The sequence below is a fragment of the Mycoplasma anserisalpingitidis genome, from assembly GCF_007858495.1.
Lineage (GTDB): Bacteria > Bacillota_I > Bacilli_A > Mycoplasmatales > Metamycoplasmataceae > Mycoplasmopsis > Mycoplasmopsis anserisalpingitidis_A.
Genome location: NZ_CP041663.1, coordinates 820,220 through 841,223 on the forward strand (window position 1 = coordinate 820,220; position 21,004 = coordinate 841,223).

The 21,004-nt window shown below is 24.3% G+C and carries 14 protein-coding genes, 1 tRNA gene and 1 CRISPR repeat array; of the genes, 9 read left to right on the forward strand and 6 right to left on the reverse strand.

Going from position 1 to position 21,004, the window contains the following annotated elements:
• Positions 1–3: 3 nt before the first annotated feature.
• From FOY43_RS03440 to FOY43_RS03460, 5 genes are all read left to right on the forward strand, one after another.
• Positions 4–3,057 carry a type I restriction endonuclease subunit R gene (locus FOY43_RS03440; protein ID WP_146309138.1) on the forward strand — a complete coding sequence of 1,018 codons (3,054 nt, stop codon included), beginning with the start codon at positions 4–6 and terminating at the stop codon, positions 3,055–3,057.
• Between the two features lie 137 nt (positions 3,058–3,194).
• Complete coding sequence (locus tag FOY43_RS03445; RefSeq protein ID WP_236094560.1) at positions 3,195–4,139, forward strand: Fic family protein; 945 nt, start codon at positions 3,195–3,197, stop codon at positions 4,137–4,139.
• A gap of 345 nt (positions 4,140–4,484) precedes the next feature.
• Positions 4,485–5,375, forward strand: a complete 891-nt coding sequence (cas1, locus tag FOY43_RS03450; protein ID WP_146309139.1) for a type II CRISPR-associated endonuclease Cas1 — start codon at positions 4,485–4,487, stop codon at positions 5,373–5,375.
• Positions 5,357–5,665, forward strand: coding sequence for a CRISPR-associated endonuclease Cas2 (gene cas2, locus FOY43_RS03455; RefSeq protein WP_146309140.1), 309 nt, complete (start codon positions 5,357–5,359; stop codon positions 5,663–5,665). Before cas1 ends, cas2 begins: the two co-directional genes overlap by 19 nt.
• On the forward strand, positions 5,665–6,414 hold the full coding sequence (locus FOY43_RS03460) for a hypothetical protein (protein ID WP_146309141.1): 750 nt from the start codon (positions 5,665–5,667) through the stop codon (positions 6,412–6,414). The genes cas2 and FOY43_RS03460 overlap by 1 nt, the downstream gene beginning before the upstream one ends.
• A 40-nt stretch (positions 6,415–6,454) precedes the next feature.
• A CRISPR array of direct repeats spans positions 6,455–7,018; the repeat unit is 36 nt; unit sequence GTTTTTTGGTTGTGTTAAAGTTGAGTTAGTATAGAC.
• Positions 7,019–7,127: 109 nt separating this feature from the next.
• On the opposite strand, the gene cas9 is transcribed toward FOY43_RS03460, so the two are convergent.
• The 4 genes from cas9 to FOY43_RS03480 all read right to left on the reverse strand — a co-directional run bounded on the left by cas9 (position 7,128) and on the right by FOY43_RS03480 (position 14,079).
• Positions 7,128–11,165, reverse strand: coding sequence for a type II CRISPR RNA-guided endonuclease Cas9 (gene cas9 / locus FOY43_RS03465; RefSeq protein ID WP_162847766.1), 4,038 nt, complete (start codon positions 11,163–11,165; stop codon positions 7,128–7,130).
• A 501-nt stretch (positions 11,166–11,666) separates the two neighbouring features.
• Positions 11,667–12,674 carry a nucleotidyl transferase AbiEii/AbiGii toxin family protein gene (locus tag FOY43_RS03470; RefSeq protein WP_236094562.1) on the reverse strand — a complete coding sequence of 336 codons (1,008 nt, stop codon included), beginning with the start codon at positions 12,672–12,674 and terminating at the stop codon, positions 11,667–11,669.
• Positions 12,667–13,275 (reverse strand): DUF6088 family protein, encoded by a 609-nt coding sequence (locus FOY43_RS03475; RefSeq protein WP_146309143.1) that lies wholly within the window; start codon positions 13,273–13,275, stop codon positions 12,667–12,669. Before FOY43_RS03475 ends, FOY43_RS03470 begins: the two co-directional genes overlap by 8 nt.
• Before the next feature lie 81 nt (positions 13,276–13,356).
• Positions 13,357–14,079, reverse strand: a complete 723-nt coding sequence (locus FOY43_RS03480) for a hypothetical protein (RefSeq protein ID WP_146309144.1) — start codon at positions 14,077–14,079, stop codon at positions 13,357–13,359.
• Between the two features lie 422 nt (positions 14,080–14,501).
• Here FOY43_RS03480 and FOY43_RS03485 point away from each other — a divergent pair, with 422 nt between their 5' ends.
• From FOY43_RS03485 to FOY43_RS03500, 4 genes are all read left to right on the forward strand, one after another.
• Positions 14,502–15,356: a hypothetical protein gene (locus tag FOY43_RS03485; protein ID WP_146309145.1), complete on the forward strand. Its 855-nt coding sequence runs from the start codon at positions 14,502–14,504 to the stop codon at positions 15,354–15,356.
• A gap of 582 nt (positions 15,357–15,938) precedes the next feature.
• Positions 15,939–16,865, forward strand: a complete 927-nt coding sequence (locus FOY43_RS03490) for an MAG4530 family protein (RefSeq protein WP_146309146.1) — start codon at positions 15,939–15,941, stop codon at positions 16,863–16,865.
• A 305-nt stretch (positions 16,866–17,170) separates the two neighbouring features.
• Entirely contained in the window at positions 17,171–17,527 is a 357-nt protein-coding gene (locus tag FOY43_RS03495) for a hypothetical protein (RefSeq protein WP_146309147.1), read from the forward strand.
• 908 nt (positions 17,528–18,435) lie between these two features.
• Positions 18,436–19,740, forward strand: coding sequence for an ATP-binding protein (locus FOY43_RS03500; protein WP_146309148.1), 1,305 nt, complete (start codon positions 18,436–18,438; stop codon positions 19,738–19,740).
• Between the two features lie 72 nt (positions 19,741–19,812).
• On the opposite strand, the gene FOY43_RS03505 is transcribed toward FOY43_RS03500, so the two are convergent.
• Together FOY43_RS03505 and ychF are read right to left on the reverse strand one after the other, a co-directional pair.
• A tRNA-Trp gene (locus FOY43_RS03505) sits at positions 19,813–19,886 on the reverse strand.
• Between the two features lie 13 nt (positions 19,887–19,899).
• A complete protein-coding gene (gene ychF / locus FOY43_RS03510; RefSeq protein WP_146309149.1) occupies positions 19,900–21,000 on the reverse strand; it encodes a redox-regulated ATPase YchF in 1,101 nt (366 codons plus the stop codon).
• Between the last annotated feature and the right edge of the window lie 4 nt (positions 21,001–21,004).

Genomic DNA, 21,004 nt, shown 5'->3' on the forward strand with positions numbered 1-21,004 from the left:
TTTATGTCTAATCCCAATGAAAATAACGTTAAAAAACTATCGACAATCGCAGAATTAAATACTGGGATTATTTTAGCTCAGTATAAATCTGTTGCTAATGAAGGTAAAAGTTATCAAAGTGAAGAAGCTTTAGAAAAATTTCTTATTAATTCACTTAAACAACAAGGTTATCAATATTTAGAAAACCTTAAGGAACCACAAGATTTACTAATTAATCTTAGAAATCAAATTGAAAAATTAAATAAGATTAAATTTAATGATAGTGAATGAAAGAGATTTAGTGAAGAAGTTTTTACAAATCCTAAACATAATCTAACCGATAAATCTAGACAAATTCAGGAAGATCATATAATAACTTTTACTTTTGATAATAACGAAAAACAAAATATAAAACTAATTGATAAAAAAGACTTAAATAATAATAGTTTACAAGTTATTAATCAATTTAAACAAAATGGGATACATTTAAATATTTATGATGTAACTATTTTAGTAAATGGACTTCCACTTGTGCATATTGAACTTAAATCTAGAGGAAGACTTATTTCTGAAGCATTCTATCAAATTAATAGATATAGTAAAGAGAGTTTTAATGCTGTAAATTCTTTATACAAATATGTACAGATATTTGTTATTTCTAATGGAACTATGACTAAGTATTTTACTAACAATTATAATGATGGTAAAAATAGTATGGATTTTGCTTGTGAATGAGCAGATTCAAAAAATAATCCTATTCCTGATCTTGTTGATTTTACAAAAACATTTTTTGAAAGAAGAGTGTTGTTAGAAATTCTAACTAAATATTGTATTTTTACATCACAAAATAAATTATTAGTGATGCGCCCATATCAAATAGCTGCTACTGAAAGAATTTTGTGAAAAATTAAATCAAGTTTTGAAAATAAAAAATATGGTTCAGTAGAAGGTGGTGGTTATATTTGACACACAACCGGATCGGGTAAAACACTAACTTCATTTAAGACAGCAAACTTAGCCAGAAATTTAGATTTTATTGATAAAGTATTTTTCGTTGTTGATAGAAAAGACTTGGATTATCAGACAGTTAATGAATACAAAAAATTTGATAAAGATAGTGTTGAATCAATTAGAGATACTTCTGCACTGAAAAAGTCTATTGAATCTAGTGACAAAAAGATTATTGTTACAACAATTCAAAAACTAAATAATTTTATTAGCAAAAACTTAAATCACCCTATTTTTGACAAGCATTGTGTTTTGATTTATGATGAATGTCATAGATCTCAATTTGGAGAAATTCAAAAAAATATAACTAAAAAATTCAAAAAATATTATCAATTTGGATTTACAGGAACTCCAATATTTGTTGAAAATGCACTTGGTAATGAAATTACTGGTTCAATTTTTGGACAATTATTACACTCATATGTTATTACTGATGCTATTAGAGATGGCAAAGTATTAAAGTTTAAAGTCGATTATTGTAATGTATCAGCTTCTTTTAAAGAAGAAGAAACTGAAACTGATGAAATCAAGTTAAAAACGCTTGAAAGTAAAGTTCTTGGTAACTTAGAAAGAATTACAAAAATTAGTGAGCATATTTTGAGGGTATTCAATGAAAAAACTCATAGAGGAATTTCATATACTCACAAAAACAAGAAACTAAGTGGTTTTAATGCTATTTTGGCAGTTGAAAATGTTGAATCAGCTAAAAAATATTATGCTGTTTTAAATGATTTACAAAAAAATAAAAATAATGAAGAAAAATTAAAAATAGCAACAATTTTTAGTTTTACACCAAACGAAAAACAAGATGCTATTGGTGAATTATTAGATGAAGATTTAGATGAACCAACAAAATTATTAGACCAATCATCAAGAGAATTCCTTGAAAAAGCAATTAATGATTATAATTCAATGTTTTCTGATGAAAAGTTAAATTTTTCAACAGATACAAAAGGTTTCCAAAATTATTATTCTGATCTTTCAAAAAGAGTTAGAGATAAAGAAGTCGACTTACTTATTGTAGTAGGAATGTTTTTAACAGGTTTTGATGCACCAAGTTTAAATACACTTTTTGTTGATAAAAATTTAAGATATCATGGATTAATTCAAGCTTTTTCGAGAACTAACAGAATCTTTAATGAAGTTAAAAGTTTTGGAAACATTGTTTGTTTTAGAGACTTACAAAAAGCTACTGAAGATGCTGTTAGAACTTTTGGTGACAAAAACAGTCTTAATGTTATGCTTGAAAAAAGTTATGAACAATACATGAAAGGCTTCAATGATGAAATTTCTGGTAATTATGTAACAGGTTATGAAGAAATTTGTAATAAGCTAAAAACAGAATTTTCAGAACCAACTAAAATTAACTCAGAAAAAGAGAAGGAAGAATTTGTTAAAACATTTGGTCAATTCCTTAAATTAGAAAATATATTAAGAAACTTTGATGATTTTCATAATAGTGAACCAATTTTAAGTGAGCGAGAAAAACAAGATATGAAGAGTGTGTATCTTGATATAAGAGAATCGTTCATCAAAGAAAGAGATCACAAAGAAAAAGAAAATCTCTCGAAAGATTTTCCTAACCTTGAATTTCACATTGAACTTTTAAGAACTGATGAAATAAATTTAGATTATATATTTAAATTAATTATTGATAAGTCTAAAGAACATAATGATATTTCGGCCCTTAAAGAAGAGATAAGAAGATACATTAAATCTAGCGTTGGATATAGAGAAAAAGAAGAACTTATTATAGAATTTTTAGACAGTATGAATTTAACTACTTTACAAGTAAAACAAGATATTTTAGGTGAGTTCTATGAATTTGCATTAAAAAAACGTGAAGAGAAAATACAAGAACTTATAAATGAAGAAAAACTTATCAATACTGATAACGAAGCATCTAATTTTATTATACAATCAATAGAAAAAGGTGAAGTTTCACCAAATGGTATTCAATTAAATAACATATTACCTAAACTTTCGAGAATGAATAATGATAAACAAAAGAAAAAAGAAAAAGTTATAACTAAACTAAAAAAACTTATTGAAGAATTTTTTGGATTATAAAACGTTATGTAATAGTGAAGTAGCGTTCAATAGTCTTGTTTAGTTTGATTTTACACTTGATTTGTCCTTAAATTTTGAATTTTCCCTTAAAATGTGGTATATTTTAAGGGATAAGTTGAACTATAAGGGAGAAACTAATGAGAAATTTTAATTATTCTAAAATTAAGGATAAAAAATGAGATTCAGAAGTTCTTGGTTTAGTTGCTTCAATTTATAGATACCAAGGTAGACAAGAACTTTATTTGAGACAAAAACCTGAAGAATTGAATAAACTTATAGAAATAGCGAAGATTCAAAGTACAGAAGCTTCTAATGAAATTGAAGGAATTGTAACCACAAGTACAAGACTTAAACAGTTAGTGGAAGAAAAGATAACTCCAAGAAATAGAAATGAACAAGAAATTGCAGGATATAGAGATGTTTTGAACATTATTCATGAAAGCTTTGATGTAATTCCTATTTCGAGAAATTATATTTTACAAATGCACAAAATTATGTTTAGTCATATGAATAATCCAATTGCAGGGAAAACTAAGAATGTGCAAAATTATATCAGTGCAACATACTCTGATGGACATACTGAAGTTTTATTCACACCACTTTCACCTTTTGAAACTCCTGAAGCGTTAGATAAAATATGTAATGAATATAATAAGGTTATCGCTAATTTGGAATTAGATCCACTTCTTGCTACACCTATTTTCATTCATGACTTTTTATGTATTCACCCATTTAATGATGGTAATGGTAGAATGAGTAGATTACTAACAACACTTTTATTATATAGAAGTGGTTTTTACGTAGCTAAATACATTTCACTTGAATCCCTAATTTATAAAGATAAAACAGCATATTATGATACTTTAAGGCAAGCAGGAGTTCATTGACATGATGAAAACGAGGGTGTATTACCTTTTATAAAGTATCTATTAGGAATAATCCTTGCTGCATATAAGGAGTTTGAAGATAGATTTACAATTATAGAAGAAAAACTTCCAGCTATTGAACTAGTAAGAAAAGCGATATTACACAAACTTGGAAGATTTACCAAACAAGACATTAGAGAACTTTGTCCATACTAAGTATAAGTTCTATTGAGCTAGCATTAAGAAAGTTAATTGAAGATGGTGAAATCAAGAGAGAGGGTGTAGGAAGAGCAATAAAATATATACGATTAAAATAGTAATAAGTCTGCTTATAATAATACAAATAATGTAGCGATTAAAAATTTAAAAATAAATCAACTTTTCTAACATATTTTTACAAATATATAAAATTGTTATATAATTTAAATGCAACTAAAAAAGATCTATACTAACTCAACTTTAAACACAAACTAAGAAATAAGGCGTGGATAATACTTATTTATCCTCAGCCGTAGTTGCAGATCAACGTTATTTATAACGTTGGTTTTTTATTTTAAACTTGTGAAAAAAGTAATTGAGATAAATCTAACTGATTATATTTCTGTTTTTCTTGGTAATTTACTAATAAAAAATCAAACAGGAAGAATTACAATGCCCTTAAATCAAATTGAAACAATAATATTAAATAATCCTAGATGCAATATATCTGTAACCTGGATTAGTGAAATTGTTAAAAACGATATAAATTTTATAATTTGTGACCAAAAAATGATGCCAACAGCATCAATTATAAGAATTAACGGAAATTACAATAATAATGAATTTGTTAAGCAATTAGAATGAACTGATGATTATAAATATAAATTATGAGCAAAGATTGTTAAACTCAAAATTCAAAATAGTTTTAATTTACTACAAGAATTAAATTTATTTGAAGATGAAGAAAAAAAGAAGAAATTTCTAGAATACAGAGATAAAGTAGAACTAAATGATAAAACAAATAGAGAAGGACATGCTGCAAAAGTTTATTTTAATCTTCTTTTTGGGCAAAATTTTAATAGAAGAGAAGAAAATAAAATAAACATAGCACTAAATTATGGCTACAGTATACTTCTTAGTTATATTTCCAGAACACTTATTTCTGCCGGCCTTGATAATAGATTGTCTATTTGACATAATGTTAAAGTGAATCCTTTAGCTCTTGCTTGTGATTTGATGGAGCCTTTTAGATCTCAAGTTGATTTTCTAGTATATAAAATGTATGTATTAAATAAAAATTCAGAGATCGAGAACTTTAAAGAAGCTTTGTTTGATTTATTAGAATTAAAAGTGAGTTTTAATGGAAAAATGAGTAAATTTCAAAAAGTTATTAGTAATTTTATTCACAATTTTCAAAAAATGGAATTTCAAGAATTTATAGCGGACTTTATAGAATGAGACAAATGCGAATAATATTAATGTATGACATTTATGATGATAACTCGAGAGAATCAAATTCATTTAGAACTAACTTAATCAAAAATGGATATTACATGATTCAGTATTCCATTTATGTAAAAGTTATTCCATCTTACTCACAATATAGTTCTGAAAAACAAAAAATATCAAAATTTCTACCTAAAAGTGCAAATGTGAGACTTATATTACTTTCTGAAAAACAATATCAAGAAATTGAGCTAATAAAAGGGAATTACAGTAAAAATGAAATAATCAATAACTGTGGGAGGTATATAAAATTATAATGATAAAGATAAATAAATTTCAAAACCAACATTATGATTACAACGGGATCATAATAATTCAATCTGAAAACGTAGATAACTTGATAAAAGAATTGCACTCCGATGATGCAATAATTGAGATAGGTAACAGTGAATTTAAAATAAGTGATTTTATAGTAATTGATCCATTAACAAAACTTATTGATTTATATCAAATAAGTTCAAAAAACATTTTATATAAATATATTGTTAATTCATTAGAGTGAACTAAAGAGGTAATTTTTAATTCAGAAATCCTTGAGAAATGCAATAAAAACATTAATGATTTTATAGGAGAAGAATTTAGTAGTTATCTACCCGATTATTCCAAAATAATTAAGTATATTTATGATTTTAATCAAGACAAATTTATAGATAAAAATACTTTAATTAAATGATTAAATAATTTTAAGCTCCAGAGTAAAAATAACATTATTCTGAAAAATGTAGATTTTATAAAATTATCAGATATATCTGAATATATCAATAATTATAATTTTATTTTTCTAACTAATAATGCATTTAACATCATTGAAAATTTAACAGATTTAAAATTAGTGTATTTAGAAAATGATGGTTATTTATTACATATAGAAAATTATGAAGTTGTTAAATTTGAGATTTACAAAAGAGATTCTTCGTTTAAAATGAATCATAATACTCTTCCAATAAATGGTAAAAATGAGCTAAGAAAAATTAGAAATATAATTCAAGAATTAATTATTAAGTAAGTAATGATATAATTTTTATATCAAAAAACTAAATTTTGAGGTTTTTTGGTTGTGTTAAAGTTGAGTTAGTATAGACGAATTAGTGCGCCAGTATCTGTTTATTGACGTTTTTTGGTTGTGTTAAAGTTGAGTTAGTATAGACTAGCTTTAGCGATTAATTCATCGTAAACGTGTTTTTTGGTTGTGTTAAAGTTGAGTTAGTATAGACCAGGCAAGAACATTAAAGTAAATTCATTAAGTTTTTTGGTTGTGTTAAAGTTGAGTTAGTATAAACCTCAGTTTTGAAAGAATAAAGCTCTTCCCTGTTTTTTGGTTGTGTTAAAGTTGAGTTAGTATAGACTACTGTTTTCAGCGTGTGATGTAAAAAGTCGTTTTTTGGTTGTGTTAAAGTTGAGTTAGTATAGACAAATAGGTTATGAAAAAAATGAAAGCTGCAGTTTTTTTGGTTGTGTTAAAGTTGAGTTAGTATAGACAGTTCTAACAATTATTTAATCAATTGAACAGTTTTTTGGTTGTGTTAAAGTTGAGTTAGTATAGACTAGAACTTTCTAATGTTGCTAGACAATCTGTTTTTTGGTTGTGTTAAAGTTGAGTTAGTATAGGCTTTAATTCAAACCGTTTTTATAATAGTTTATAAATAAAAATCAAATCACTAATTAAAATTTAGTGGTTTGATTTTTATTTATGCAAGATATTAAATAATAAATTTATTTTTACTTAATTCAACGCTTATATTCTTTTAGTACACTATTTAATCTTGGTTTATAATTGACTTGTTTTTCTCTTACCGTTGAAAATTCTACCCGAATATCAGTATATTCAATCGTTTTTATTATAAATAAATTCTTATTTTCTATTTGTTCTACAGACTTATCAGAGTTGCTTTTTTCTTCTTTCCTGATATAAGTTAACTTGTTCAATAAATAAATAACTTCAGTTTCTTTGGTTATTTGTATATCTTCATCTTCTTTGATGTAATTAAACTTTTTAAATCCTTCAATGTTTTTGGTAATTCAATTATTAATTTTTTGTAAAAAGTAATTATTTGTTATGTGAGTGTCAATTTTTGATAAAATTTTAATTAATTCAATTCTTTCACTAACATTTTTTAAAAAATCATATCTTAAAATGATAGGTTTTCAGTCATTATCATTTTTATTTTTAATACATAATATACCAAAGTAATTCTCATCAATTTCTTTTAGATTACCAATTCTAGAAGTCTTATCTTTTTTAGTCCAATTTATATAAGCGCTTGACTTTCTATTTTGTGAATTATCAAATAATGTTATTTTCTTTATCACCATAATTTTTTTAGAATCTTTTAATAAATATTTTTGAGGTATAAAAACAAATCATTTATTTTGAATATCTGAATCTTTTATTATTTTTTTGTGTTTTGATATACATTTAGAATATTCATCAACCAAATTAGCACAATCATTAGATACATTATGATTATTTTTACACTTATTTAATAAGTAGTATATTAAAGAATCATAAATAACCTTAATTTGCGATAAAAATTTTGTATCATTAACCCAAATAGGAATTCACTTAAAATAAATTTTATCTTTTTCATTTACTTTATTTTTTTCTTTGGAAACAACATCTAAATAAATTTTTATAAGTGATTCAGGAGTGTCTAAATCATCATTTTCTTTATTCTTTCATTTGTGATATGTCTGAATTGTAAAACTGATTAATGTGGCTAGATCAATTTCCTTAATATCACTTGATCTTCTTAAGTCTCTAATGATTTTTGTTTCATCGTTCTGATATTGTTGATATACAGCTACAATATTTTCTTGAGTTGTTTTTTTATTAAATTTTATAACTGGGTAATATTTAAAATCAACACTATTTTCAAATTCCTTTTTATATTTTCGTTCTTCATCTAAAAGCACTTGTTGAACTGCACCAGCAACTTCTTCTTTTTCCTTATTATAATATTTTCATTTTCCAAGAACGTTTTCTTCTGTTATTAAATCCTTGAATATTTTAGAGTTATTGTATGTTGTTGAAATAACTGTTGAGTCAACGGCATGATGAATATTATCATTCCTATCTTTAAATGGGAGTCTTGAATATGTTCTTACAGCAGAAGTTGCGAAACCTTTGAATGGAATAATTTTAATATCTTTATCATGAAACTTTATTTTAAATCATTCACATGCTGTTTTTGTTATCGTTTGTGTATCGATAAGATTGCTTCTTAAAAATGTATTATCGATTCTATATCCAGATTTTAACAGATTTCTTATTTTCTTTCTTCTTATGTTTTTAAAGTATTGTATTAGTAGTTTGGTTTTGGTTTCTTTTTTTCCTTTTTTGATTTTTCAATCTTCTATTAGTGATTTTAAAAGTTCAAAAGATTTGTAATCAACATTATTATTCTTATTTTGATTATTTTTTTCGTCATCGATTTTATATAAATCATTTCAATTTTTAAGAATTGTTTTATTATTTTTGACATAATCATATGCAGTTTCATTGCTTTTCTCCTTGTTGGAAGTTGAATTTGTTAAAGCTAAATTAGCCATTCTACTATCGTAAAATTTACTTTGTGGAATAATATGATCAATTTCATAGTCGTCTAAGTCAGAAATTTTAAAATTTTCAAATGACGATAATATTTCTCTGCCTGTATATAAATCAATTCCGTTTTGTTCAATTAACAATTTAATCTTTTTAAGATTATTACTATCTTTTCCGTATTTTTCTAAAAGAAATTTATTAAACTCCATCAACACGTTATTTTCATCATTAATTTGTTTAATAACTTTTTCACTTTTATTTAATTCACGAGCTATTTCGATAACGATATTATTAAATTTGTAATCTTTATATAGTTTGTCAACTAATTTATCAGTTATTTTTAATGTTTTTTCGGTTGTAGCATTTAAGTTTTTTGTTTTGAAAAATACATCAATATCTATATTTTCTGGTTTTGTTCGAACACTTTGAATAATTTCTTCTCTATATTTTGAGAAGGTTAAAATTTCTTCATTATTTTCTCTTTTTAAAATTTTATTGTTGAATTCGTTTATTGCCTTACTTGATAAGTTACCGTATTTTGGCTTTAATGCAATTACAGCAGCAATAGCTTCATTTACTTTTTTATTATCTTTAATAAGTTTTTTGTTAACTGGAAGTTTATCGATATTTTCTTCAAAGTATTTTTCTAACTGAATTTTTCTACTTTCTTCATCACTATTTCTACAAAGAAGTGACGTAAAATAACTAAAAATAGATTCTTCTTCAGATTTATTTTCTCAAAGTAATTGATCAATATTACTAAAATTAAAACCAAGAGATTTGCATAATATATTAGCATATTCGAATTTAGGAAATTTAAAGGTGTTTTTATCAATTATTTTCTCTAACTTTGTAGTATCATCAGCATCTAAGTATTCTAATTTTGATTCATCAATAAAATCGTTTTGAATAGTTTCGCTTAAATAATTATAAAAGAAATCAAACTTTGTGAGATTTTTGTCTTTTAATCCTAATATTGTTATTAAGCTTTCTATATTTAGTTCTATTTCTTTATTAGCTTTAGACTTATCTCATTTTTTAATATTAGCTAAATATATTATTAACTTTTCATACATTTCAGGAGTGATTAATTTACGGGCTTCATGATTTAATATATTTTGAAGATTATTAATGGTATTAAAGATTTTATAGTTATTACTTAAGATAACTTCAACACTTAAATCTTCAAAACCATTTATGGTATTGTAAATAGAACATTTCTTTATATATTTGTCTCAAATGTTGTTATATAGTTTTTCACCATCTTTTGAATATATTCCATAAGTACTGTAACTTTTTTCACTACCAGGTCCTTCATTGTATTTTCTAGTGAAACTAAATAAGCTCTTTATATTTTCTTTGAAATCACTAAAAATATTTTCAGCAAATACTTTGTTTAGTATTCATTCTAGTTCTCTGCTTCATTCTATATTTGAAAAGACTTCTTTAAATTTATCATCCTTTAATTTAAGATTTCATTTAATCTTGACTTGTGAGTTTAATACATCTTTCTTAAATTTTTCAAATGTTGGAAAAACTTCAATATTAGTTGGATTTTCAGTTTTTTCGGAAATTTTAATATCATAAAATACACCCCTATTTTTGAATAGGTCATAGATTAATTTGATTGCTATTTTTCTAAAGTAAATAGTATTAGTAGATGGTTTATTAATATCGAATTCCTTTTGAAGTAAAAGATTTATAAAAAGTAATCTTAAAAGCTGAATATTATTTTTATATTCATTTAGGAATTCATTAAAACCAGATAAATCTTGACTGTTGAAAAATAGTTTTTGAATGAAATTGCTATCATATTGTTTATTGATGTTCTTCATTTCTTCATCAATTATGTCTAGTATATAAATTTTTTGAGCTTCATTTATTTTTATAAAACCAGATGATGATAAATCATTTTCTAATTCTTCTTTTGATTTATATCCAAATAAATTATTGTTATTTTCATCACAACAATTCATAATCATTGTTCTTAATTTAGATAACTTTAATTTTCTTCTTCTAATTAATCTTCTTGCTCCACGTTTTTCTCTTCTTTTCTTTGCACTTGTAACTTCAGGGAATAACTCAACTCCTGTTTTTAAAACCTCATTTGTTTTTTGACCATTTTCTTCTGATGTTTTCAATATTGTTCAACCAACCGAACCAACACCAAGATCAAGTCCAAGTGTTATTTCGGAATTATTATTTTGTTCCATAAATGCCTCTCTATAAAAATTTAATATATTTAAATTATAGTAGAAAGCAAAATAAAGCATTGCTTTTTGAATAAAAGCGAAATTTATTTTGTACTTTTGGAACCTTTTCTGCTTATATTTTCACACGCATATTTTTACTGTTGCTTTTATACACATTTTGCGTTAGGTTTAAAGTGTTAAAACAACAATAAAAAATATACCTGTAAAATACCTTCCTTCATAGAAAGACGGAATTTAATCTTCATAAAATATTAGAAATAATAAAGGAAATAAGTGAAAAAGAAGAATTTAGAAAACTTTGAAAAAGTTATCAAAATAAATTTCCATTCACTAAAGAGATAAAATTTAATGAAGTTATTAATTCGGCTGAGATGATTAACGAATTAATTAGTAGGTCTAATGTTTGTTAAAATTTGATAAACACATTTATAAACTAAAACAACAAAAGTTGACATTTATTTGTGCACTTTTGTTGTTTTAGTTTATACCGAAAAAAGTATTTTATTTTTTATTTAATTTATGTATTTGTTCTTCTAAATTTTTCAAGTTTTCGATTATTAATTCAAATGGTGGGATATCTCCATAAATCATTTGTTTCATATGTTCATAGTCTTCTTTTATTTCGTTTATTCTGTATTCTTCAGGTACAATTTTTATTTTATCAATAGTGGCTTCTTCATACTTAGCTCATTTAGTATAGTAGAATTTTTGTTTAAATTGAACTACTTTATAAAGCAATTTGATGTCTATTAATGCATCTTTAATGTATTTTGAATTCATAAAGGAATATACATCATAATAATGCCTTGCCTGTCTCTTAGGTATGAAAACGTTATTTGGTCTGTTGGCTTCTTGATGTAAAATAGTAATTTTCTCCCAAAATGTTCTTTGAGGAGAAACACTTTTTACTATTATTCCATCTCCTGAAAATATTTTTGGAAAATCTTTATAAAGATCTGGTTTGATTAAAATATCTTCTGATGGTGTCCATGCAGCTAAAGGACCTATTTCAAGCCTTATTTCTTTACGAATATAATTATTATCAAATATTTTAGGATATTTAAAAATAACTGTTTGATTATCTAATGGGTCAATAAAAATTTCAAAAGGATTTTTGATTAATATTTTTAGGTCATTAACCACATTAGGGATAAATTTTTTAATTAAAAAATCCTGCGTTTTTAAGTTTGCATTTTTATTAAATTTGTCTTGTTGTGTACTTGTACGTTCTGATCAAGGTTCATATTTTTCATAACCAATTGCTCTTCAATCTAAAATCAAGTCAATATCTTCAGAAAATCTTTTTATAATACCATAACATTTGGATAAACTAGTACCACCTTTAAAAACAAATAAATTTTTTCATTTTGACTCTGTAAATAAGTAATTTAACATAAAACAAACTCAATAGTCTTTTTCTATAATCACTTCTGAAATATTATTTATAAAGCTTGCTTTTTCTATCGCGACTTGAAGTTCTTCTGTTGTTATGTCATTAAATTTAAACACTTATACCTTCGCATATTTTTCTTATTATTTGGTAGGTCCAAATTGTTGTTGTTTTACATTCTTCGAGTAATAAAGTTTTATCTTTGTCAGTTAATTTATTTTTTAAATAAATAATCTCTTTTTCTTTTATTTTGTTTTTTCCTAATGTTTTTAAAGCTTGTATTATCAAAGCACTTAAATAAGATTTATTAGAAATATCCCTATTTGTTATTTTTTTAAATTTGATTATTGAATTACCATATTTTATATCTATGTTTCTTCCATCAGATGCATATATTCACTTAGAAGAGACCTGTGTTGATAGTCCCAATATATTTAATGATGTTTCTCCTGCAGGAATTATATTTCAATTATATTTTCTAGCAATAGCTTCAGCAACTTTAGATGGGGAAGGAGTACTAAAAGTATCTAAAGTTTCAAAATATTTCGGCTTATAGTAAACACCATTCATTATTCTTTTTATATATTCACTTTTGCACATTCTATTTAATGTACTTTTTATTGTTTCATATCCTGAAATATCATAAAAATCATTTACTATAAAAACATAGTTTGTATGAAAATTATCAATTCTTTCTTTAATTAATTGTTTATAGTTCATATTATCTCCTTGCACATAAATTATATAATATTCGGTGCAAATAAATATAATAAAAATCAAGCCATAAAGACTTGATATGTGCTAAGCTACTGAATTAATTGATGATAGTAAAGTGTTTATAATTTCTTTAATATCAGTATTTTCATTACTTAAATATAAATTTACAGCATCTTTGTAATTTTTGAGAATTAAGTCATATTGCGCATCTATTGTTGAATCTGTATAAAACATTTTGTATTGTTTTAATAATTGACTTTTAGAAGCATCAGGCATTACTTTTAAGTCTATATCAACCATAATATTCATTAGCTTATCCTTAGTTTTCTTTGAATAGTCTCTAAGTTTATTAACAACATTTTCAAGAACTTTTAATCAGTAGTCAATGTTTTCTTGTTTTTTAAATATGGTTAAAATATCAACATCTGGATTCTTCTTAGCTTCATCTACAATCTTTGTGATGAAAGGAATGGACTCTTCTACTGAAACATTTATGCTATATGTTATAGTTTCTTTAGTATATTTAACAAAATCTTCACCTTGTTCTGATAAACCTGCTGTTTCAAGCAATTTATCAACTGTTTCAGTAAAAATATCAGCAATTGTTTTTCCTTCGAAAATAGGTGTATTTGGGTTTGATTTTTGATAAGCTAATTGAATATCATTGACTAAACTAGAATATTTTTCTATATTTTCTTTGTTAATTTCTTTAGTTTTCTTTTCCTCGGTGTCTGTGCACGAAACTACCAAAGGAGATACTAAAATTGTTGGACTTAATGCCAAACCAAAAAATAATTTCTTTTTCATTTTTACCTCTAATTTAATTATAAATAATTTAGAAAGTTTTAATTGACATGAAATTTATTTTCATATGATGTGAATAAGCGAATCTATTTCACTTTTTACTGATTAGGCTTAATTTTGCACAATGAAATCATATTCTATATTAAAAACAGCATTATAAATACTATTATCTAAATTTAATACAATTCATTCATATAATTATAAAGTTTCTATGAATCATATCGTAATTGATAATATTTTGAACACAAAAATAATTAAGCGTTTCATAATTGTGGTAATTGAATTCAAAAATATAGAAATGTTTCTATACATTGTAAAAACTATTTATAATTATATTAGTTATTGTATAAAGTTAGTATTTTAGGTAATAATTTTGCTTTAAATTAACTTTTTAATAACTAAATTTATTACTATAAAGGCGGTTCATGATAAATATTATTGAAAACAGAAATACAAATTTAGAAAATGATAAAGATGTAACTACTAAAAATCATATTAAAGATTTTGTCCAAAAGATACAAGAAAGTGACTATAAAAAAATTATCGAAATAATTCAAGATTCTAAAATACTAAATTTCTCATTTATAAAAGAAGAGACAATTTTAACTGAGGACAAAGAGTTTGTAATTAATAATAGACTAAGAAGCTCAAAAAGTGAAATTGAAAAAATAATAAGAGGACAAAAAATGATATCCAAATATGTGTCAAATACTTATTGAGATGATTTAGCATATTACAATAAATTGTTCGTCAGCAATGTTATTAAATATAGAAATTTTGTAATTTCTACAGCTAAGGAATTTTATGAATTACTTATACAAAAAAATGAGAAAAAAATAACTGAGTTTTTATACAATCTTTCCGAGTTTTTTTCACCACTCATGGATGTGGAAGAACCACATATTAAATTTGCTGGATCAGTAACAACGGCTTCCGCGTATTTATCTGCTAAAGTATTAGAAAATTTTGTATTTCCAAATTTAAAAAATCTTTTTGAAAGTATTAACTTGTCAGAGGATGACGTTATTTGAACCCTTTCCACAGAAATAAGGAAAAAAGAAAATATATTTAACGTATTAGCGTTGCAAGAAAAAGCTTATTCTATTTACTATAATAAACCTTGATATAAAAAATGAATAAGTGGAAATATTGTTCAAAGGTCACTTTATGAACATATTAAATGAACTAGAAGAGAAATAGTTGACGCTTCAAAAATGTACAACGAGTTACAATTAGCATTAAAAAGAGCTGAGTATGATAAATATTTTGGAGTATATTAATGTTTAAAAACAATAAATTACAAAATCACACGAATATTTTCAGAATTATATTTAATGTAATTTTAATAATATTGTGTATAGCAATTATTAATTATTCATATGATACTTATTTGACAAACTTAAAAAATCCGATAAGCGATGCTCAAAAACTGACTATTATATTTATAGTATTGTTATCAATTTTTGTTTTATGGACTTTATACAAAATAATTGTTAATATTATTTCATTTGTTCAGAATATGAAGCTAAAAAAAGAACAACTTTTAACATTAAGAAGGACGGATGATTATATTTTGTTTGTAAATTCCAAAAAAGTTGTTGGCATCAAATTATTAATATTTTCATTTGTGTTTATTCTGCTATCTTTAATATTTTGGGGCGTTTTAATATTTTCATCTACGACACCTATATGAATTAATTTGATTTATTTATTCTTATGAATATTATTATTAAATAGTTTTGTTAGAAATATTATTTTATATAACTCAAAAAGAAACCTTAATAATCCTAAAAAAATTGCTGAATTAAAAAAATGTTATTTATTAACAAGCTTTAAATTTGTTTCCTTTATAAAATCGATCTATGAAAACTCTTAAAGATTTTTTAATAAAAATGTCCAATAATAATCTTGTTGTTACAGGTAGCTATTCATACATATTAAATTTTCCTAGATTGAATTTTCAATACAATGATATTGATTACATTTCAGTTGGAAGTGTTAAACATATTAATTTTGATGATAATGAAAATTTAATTCTGTATTTAAATGATGAATTTGTTCAAAAAGGAATTTTTAACAAAACCGTAGATTTTGAAATATTTTATCTCTCTGTTGTCCCCGAGAAATACACTGTTGTAAAACATGGAATTAAAACAGTTAATAAACAATGATGTTTTATAAGTAAATTATTTCAATTAATAAGATTATTTTGTAATAATTCAAACAAAGAAAAATTAACAAAAGTTCTCAACGATTTATTAATCATAAGTAACGATTTAAGTATCAAGTTATCAAGATATAGAAAAAGAACTATACAAAAAAATTTAGATATTATTCTAATTTCATCTTCATTTTTATGATTTTATAAACCGAGTACTGCAATTAAAATTGAACTTTCAAAGACTAATTTTTATAAATTAATTACATGAATTAGAACAAAAGCAAGTAAAAAGAAAACAAAAGTACTTGAAAGATATGTCAAATTAATATTTTGAAGTACAAAAACAACTACCTTGCTTAATAAGATAAAAAAATTTATAAATAATCCAAGTTTATTTATTGACGATTTTTATAAATTTAATAATAATACACTACTTGACTTACATAAAATACATCAAAAGTTTGACGATACTACAAAAATAAAAAATTATATGAACAGTTTTAAGATGAATTTCAAAAACTATAAACATTGCAAGATCTATTTTGACTGTTTTAGTCAAATACAGCATGAGGATAATTTTCTAGATATAAGAAAAATGATGTTTATTTCTATATTTAAAGAAAATTAATAAGGAAAGGAATACTAGTGTTTTTAACAAAAGATAAGAGATCAACCTACGCAAAATTAATTTATTTAATTTTTTACACAGTTATCACGACAACTGGATTATTTATAACGATATTTTTAAAAAATAATTTGGATTTAAGCAAACCTATTATAGTAGCTGGATTTATTTTTTCATATATTGTGATATTTGTTTTCATTGTTTGATTTCTTTTAATTCAAATAATGATATTGATTATGCATAAAAAAGGTAAAAATATAGGTTTTGCGTTTGGATTTTGAAAATTTCTCACTTTTAATAATAAAAAAATGGAGACACAAGATGAAATCAATGATACATCTATAAAACCTATTGAAAACTTCAAAAAGTACGTTAAAGATAAAAGAAATGTAATACCAATTTTAGTTCTATTTTCATTTTTTATGTTTTCAGACTTATATTCATTTTATAATTTTTTAGTTAAGTTTGATGGGTTTAAAAACCAATTAAACATTTTTCAACTTATTTACAAAATTATTTCACTCTTGAATTCAATCGTTTTATCAATCTCAATAATAACTAAAAACTTAATTGTAATGTTATCAAGAAGCAAAATTAAAAAGAATAATGATTTAACTAAATTGCAAAAAGTATATCTAACTTTAACTTTTAGAAAAAAGTTATAATTTACAACAGTCATGCAAAATATTGCATGATTTTTTAATAATTTAGCAAATCACAAATAAAATTTGCAATTTAGTATGTAATTATTTTTTATAAACTTACCTAAGTTTATCGATTTATAGTGAAATTTAATAATATAAAGTTAATAAAACTAAGAATGCAATTGGTGGGAAGAGTATTATAAATACATCATAACTGTTGAAGTTTGCTTATGCTAAAAAGTTTTATGCTTAAAATTTTCAATACCACAAGTAACCTAAATATAAGATGACATAAACAACTTTATTTATTATTGTTTCTCATACCAAAACATTCGCTTTTGAAAACATCTAATTTAAGATGTCTAAAAGCATATTTAAAGAATTTCAACAAAAATACTGAAAAATATATTCTTAAAGTGATACAGAGTGAACAATTATAAACCATAATTATTTTAATAACAAAACTAATTATTCTTATTGCTAATAACGTTATGGGTGTTTATGTTTAAGAACTCACTTGTACATTGGTATATGGGTTCACATATTAATACAGTAAATCCATAAAGTTGTTATATAAAAATATAATATTTACAATTAAAATGCAACAAAAAAATGAAGAAGAATCACAACAATTGTTAATCATCAGTCTTTTTGCATTTTTTATAAATGCCCATAAGTACATTTTAATAATTCTATTCATATATCAACTTATTGTTTGCACGTGTTTTAAAAAAGAAAAAAATAATTGATTTCATGGATTCAATGAAGAGCTAACTATAAATCTATATTAAATTTATACTAACAGTTTTATTTAATAAAAATGCGTAAATACGCAAAAATCTTAAATAAATTAAAGTTAACATAACTATAAATGTTATAATATATTTAGTAAAAATGCGTAAATACGCAAAAATTTTAAATGGAGTGATATGGAAATTCAAAGACCTAGATATTTAAATAAACTTATTTCTAAAAAACAAAATGGAAGAGTAAAAATAATTACTGGAATTAGAAGATGTGGGAAATCATTTCTTCTATTTACACTATATTGCAAATATCTTTTGTCAACAGGAGTAAAAAACGAACAAATTATAAAAATTAGCTTAGATGATATTCAAAACTTAAAATATAGAAATCCAATAGAGTTAGATAAATATTTAAGAGATCAAATTGTAGATAGTACACTTCAATACTATATTTTTATTGATGAAATTCAATTTGTAAAGGAAATAAAAAATCCATTTTTTGAAGAGGATGATTCAAAAATAACTTTTGTTGATGTCTTAATTGGTCTAATGAAAATTCAAAATGTAGATATTTATGTAACTGGAAGTAATTCAAAAATGCTTTCTAAAGATGTGTTAACTCAGTTTAGAGATCGGGGTGACGAAATTAAAGTTTATCCATTTTCGTTTGCTGAATTTTATAGTTGTTACGAAGGAAATAAAAATAATGCATTCAGCGATTATTGTATTTATGGAGGAATGCCGCATTCAGTGGTTGAATTAAAAACTCACAATCAAAAAAGTGAATATTTAAAAGGTATTTTTGAAACAACTTATCTTAAAGATATCAGAGAACGTCATAATATCTCAAATGTTGAAACAGTAATCAGTAGTTTACTTGATATTATTTCATCTCATATTGGTTCACTAACTAATCCAAGTAAATTAGAAAAAACTTTTAAATCAGAGAAAAATATAACTGTAAGTCAATATATTATTTCTAACTATCTAGGTTATTTTGAAGATGCTTTTTTGATTGAAAAAGCTCAAAGATATGATGTTAAAGGAAAAAAATACATTTCAACTCCATACAAATACTACTTTAGTGATTTAGGACTTAGAAATGCCAGGTTAAATTTTAGACAAAATGAAATTACACATATAATGGAAAACGTGATTTATAATGAATTAAGAATGAGGGAATATAATGTAGATGTTGGTATTGTTGAATATAACACAAAAGATTCTAATGGAAAATCTCTTAGAAAGCAACTGGAAGTTGACTTTATTATAAATATCGGAAGTAATAGATATTATATTCAATCAGCTCTTAATGTAGATACAGCTGAAAAAAGACTTCAGGAAACTGAATCATTAAGAAGAATTGGGGACTCATTTAAAAAAATCGTTATTGTTAAGGATAATATAAAACCAATTTATGATGAAAATGGAATTTTATATATAGGTGTTGAAAACTTTCTTTTGGATGAAAGTTTAATCAATTATTAATTTAGTGAAAATGCGTATTTACGCATTTATTTTAAATTTAAAATAAAAAAGTTTACCTTAGTAAACTTATTCTGGCGGGAGTTACAGGAGTCGAACCCGTCTCGACGGTTTTGGAGACCGCTGCATAGCCGATATGCTAAACTCCCAGAAATAAAGAGATTATTTACCAAATCTGAAGTGGCAAATATCTCCATCTTGCATAACATAATTCTTGCCTTCTTGACGCATTTTACCAGCAGCTTTTGCACCAAGCTCTCCGTTATGTTCAATAAAATCATTATATGAAATTACTTCAGCTTTTATGAATTTTTTTTCAAAATCACTGTGGATAATTCCAGCACATTGAGGTGCTAACATGCCTTTGTTATAAACTCATGCTCTAACTTCAACTTCACCAGCAGTAAAGTATGTTTCAAGATTTAATAAGTTAAAAGATTCTCTAGTTAAAATATCCAAACCGCTTCTTTCAACATTATACATACTTAAAAATTCTTTTGCTTCATTGATATCTTCGATTTGAATTAATTCTGATTCCATTTGAACAGAAATAGGAATAATAGTGGTATTTGGTTCAAGAGAGTTTTTTAGTGCATTAAATAAAGTATCATTTTTATAGTCAACTATTTGTTCATTACTTAAATTTGCGACGTAGATAATTGGTTTAAGTGTTAAAAGTTGATACCCTTTAATTATTTTTAATTCTTCTTCATTTAAGTCAACTTCTCTAGCTGGTTTTTCAGATTCTAATTTTTCCTTAATTTTTAACGCTGCTTCTTTTTCAATTTGAGCAATTTTATCACCAGATTTTGCTTTCTTTTCAACTCTATGTAAAACATTATTAATGGTTTCTAAGTCAGCTAAAATAAGTTCAAGATTAATAATTTTTTGATCTCTGGCTGGATCAACTGAATTAGCTACGTGCATAATGTTTTTATTTTCAAAACAACGAACAACATGAATGATTGCATCAACTTCTCTAATGTTTGAAAGAAATTTATTTCCTAGTCCTTCACCTTTTGAAGCACCTTCAACAAGTCCGGCGATATCAACAAAATCAAAAGTTGCATAAACTACTTTTTTAGGATTTATTAATTCAGCTAATTTATCAATTCTTGGATCCTTTAATGCCACCGAAGAAACATTAGGTTCAATAGTGGTGAAAGCGTAATTTTGTGCTTCTACTTGTTTTTTTGTTAGAGCACTAAAAAGAGTGCTTTTTCCAACATTAGGTAATCCAACAATTCCTGCTTTAAGTGACATATTT